2 protein-coding genes and 1 pseudogene are annotated in these 2,732 nt (G+C 43.3%); all 3 read right to left on the reverse strand.

Going from position 1 to position 2,732, the window contains the following annotated elements; genetic code table 11:
• On the reverse strand, window positions 1–1,998 hold a 1,998-nt coding region (locus ACQY6Q_RS11580; RefSeq protein WP_427981598.1), incomplete at its 3' end, for a DEAD/DEAH box helicase family protein.
• Between the two features lie 268 nt (window positions 1,999–2,266).
• The gene (locus tag ACQY6Q_RS11585; RefSeq protein ID WP_427981600.1) at window positions 2,267–2,395 is read right to left on the reverse strand and encodes a hypothetical protein; all 129 of its coding nucleotides are present in this window, start codon (window positions 2,393–2,395) and stop codon (window positions 2,267–2,269) included.
• Between the two features lie 114 nt (window positions 2,396–2,509).
• Window positions 2,510–2,732, reverse strand: a pseudogene (locus ACQY6Q_RS11590) (bifunctional 4-hydroxy-2-oxoglutarate aldolase/2-dehydro-3-deoxy-phosphogluconate aldolase); the annotation flags it as partial.

The following is a 2,732-nucleotide window of genomic DNA, read 5'->3' on the forward strand; positions in this document are numbered from 1 at the left end:
ATTACCAACAAAATCCAACACCGTGCAACACTCTTTATCATCCGCAAGCCTTAAGCCTCGTCCAAGTTGCTGCAAAAAAATAGTTAAGCTTTCAGTGGGGCGTAAAAACAGTAAAGTATCTATTTCAGGTATATCGACACCTTCATTGAAAATATCGACTACACAGAGCACATTAATCAAACCAGAGCGAATCGCCTGCTGTTGTTGCTGGCGCTCATGGCTGTTATCACTGGTGAGCACATCGGCTTTTATTCCTTTTAGTAATAGTTGCTGTGCCATGTACTGAGCATGCTCTTTACTCACGCAGAAGGCTAAAGCTTTCATTTTGCCTATGTCAGTAATCAGCTCCTGCATGTTCAAAAAGATCTTATCAAAGCGCGTTTGATTGTGGGTATATAGATTGGTTAATTTAGCAATATCATAGCGACCTCGAGACCAAGGAACAGTTCGTAGGTCGGTATCGTCATCGATCCCAAAATACTGAAATGGACAAAGATGACGACGGTTAATCGCTTCCGGCAAGCGGATTTCGGCCGCAATCACGCCACCAAAATCAGCTAAAATATCGCCGCCATCATGTCGCTCTGGAGTAGCTGTAAGGCCTAACAATATAGAAGGCGCAAAATGTTCCAACAGCGCGCGATAACTCGTTGCCGCAATATGATGCACTTCATCAATGACGATATAGTCATAGTAATCAGAACTTAAATTAAGCTGGCTCAACTGATTGTTTAAGGTTTGAATAGAAACAAACAACCGCCGATAGTTTTCTGGTGTATGCCCGCCAACCCACAACTCACCAAAGGTAGCATTACGCAATACTCCTCGATAAGCCGACCTTGCTTGTTTTAATATCTCTTCACGGTGAGCCACAAATAAGAACTTTGCTTGCGGTTTAGTTTTAACGAAACGGGCGAAATCAAAGGCTGATATCAGAGTTTTACCTGTGCCGGTTGCTGCCACCACTAAGTTACGAAAGCGCTGGTGAACACTGCGCTCCGCGGCAAGTTGCTCTAAGACTTCACGTTGGTGAGGGAAGGGCGTTAAATCAAAATAATGTGATGAACTAGTATCATGCTCACCTCGCTGCTGATTTAAGGCTTTTTTGAGTTTTTCACTACTCTGTGCATCACCACTAAATAGCTCAAAATCATCTGCTTCCCAGTAGGTTTCAAAGGTGCTCAACGACTTATTAATAATATGTGGAATTTCTTTCGAGGTGATTTTTAAATTCCATTCTAAACCGTTGGTTAAAGCAGAATACGATAGGTTGGAAGAACCAATATAGCCGGTGTGAAAGCCGGTATCTCGCAGGAACAAGTAGCTCTTGGCATGTAAGCGCTCGCGATTGGTATTGTAGCTAAGCTTAACTTGGGTATTCGGTAAGCTTGCCAAATATTCCACCGCTTTAGCGTCGGTTGCTCCCATATAGGATGTGGTGATAATTTTTAGCTCACGACCGCTTGCGGTAAATTCCTCCAGCTCTTTACGAAAAATGCGAATTCCCGCCCACTTAATAAATGATACTAACCAGTAGATCCTATCTGCAGATAAGATTTCCCTCTTAAGTTCAGATTCAAGTGATAAGCCTGCATTACAGCCACAAAACAGCTCGCTTTGGGTTAAGCCGGTTAACGGAAAAATATCATGAATATAGTTTTTTAAGTCGGCTGAAACCGGATTTTCTAATTCATACAACGCGGTAAGAATCTTACCTTGGCTGCTAAGTAAATTATCTTCAATAAAGTCATTATTTTGAATCTGATCCTTTAGCCAAAGTAACAGTTGGTTAGACAAGGCAATCTGCTGCTGTAGACGGTCATCACCGTTTGGAACCGACTCAAGAGCATACTCTAGGATCTGGGATAAAAAACGCGATAACCAAATTGAGGCTTCACTGCTGTTTAGTTCTCGCTCGCCCACATAGAATTTATCTCGATCAATTCTACTAGCGATCAGCTGAGTAATTAGCTGCTCATAAATACCGACTTGTTGCATGCCTTCCCTTCACCTAATGACTTAATCAACAGCAATCCTCCTATATTACCGTTTCTGCACACAAACCATACAAATAACTAGTTGTAACTAAATGTTTTTTGCACATCGCGTCAAGTTTTCAAGGTACGCAAAGCAAATACTCTGATGAGCGCGGTTAATTGAAAGCCTGAGAAAGGAAAGAGGCACAGGGTTTATTTGAATAAGCCACGGAACGGGCGAAAGAAGGCTGGCTGAGCACTCTTCACGGTGCTTCAGCCGGCTTACGCGTTTAAAACGAAATAATGCCTTTTAACAAACCTTTATTGTTCACTACCTGTTCTTGGTAATGCTCGCCAATGGTGTTGAAGTCGAAGGTATGGGTCAGCATCATGCTGGCGCGTAACTTGCCATCGGCCATCAGCTGCTACACCTTCACAAGATCTTGTTTGAAAAACACAGAACACAACCTTATCACCGAAAACAAACAACCCGCCTAAAGCGGGTTGTTATTTAAGGGCCATTACACAGCCAGTTAGTTATTCACCAAGGCCACCGCCTCTCTCACTAGCTGACCAATCTGCTCCCATTCACCACGGGCAATCATGCCCTTGTCCACCATCCATGAGCCCCCACAAGCAAGCACTCGTGGCAAGGCAAGGTAGTCGTTGATATTAGAGGTATTAATACCACCGGTAGGCATAATTTGAATGTCCACATAAGGGGCCAGCAAAGACTTAAGCATGTTAATGCCACCC

It is taken from the genome of Agarivorans sp., from assembly GCF_050295395.1.
Lineage (GTDB): Bacteria > Pseudomonadota > Gammaproteobacteria > Enterobacterales > Celerinatantimonadaceae > Agarivorans.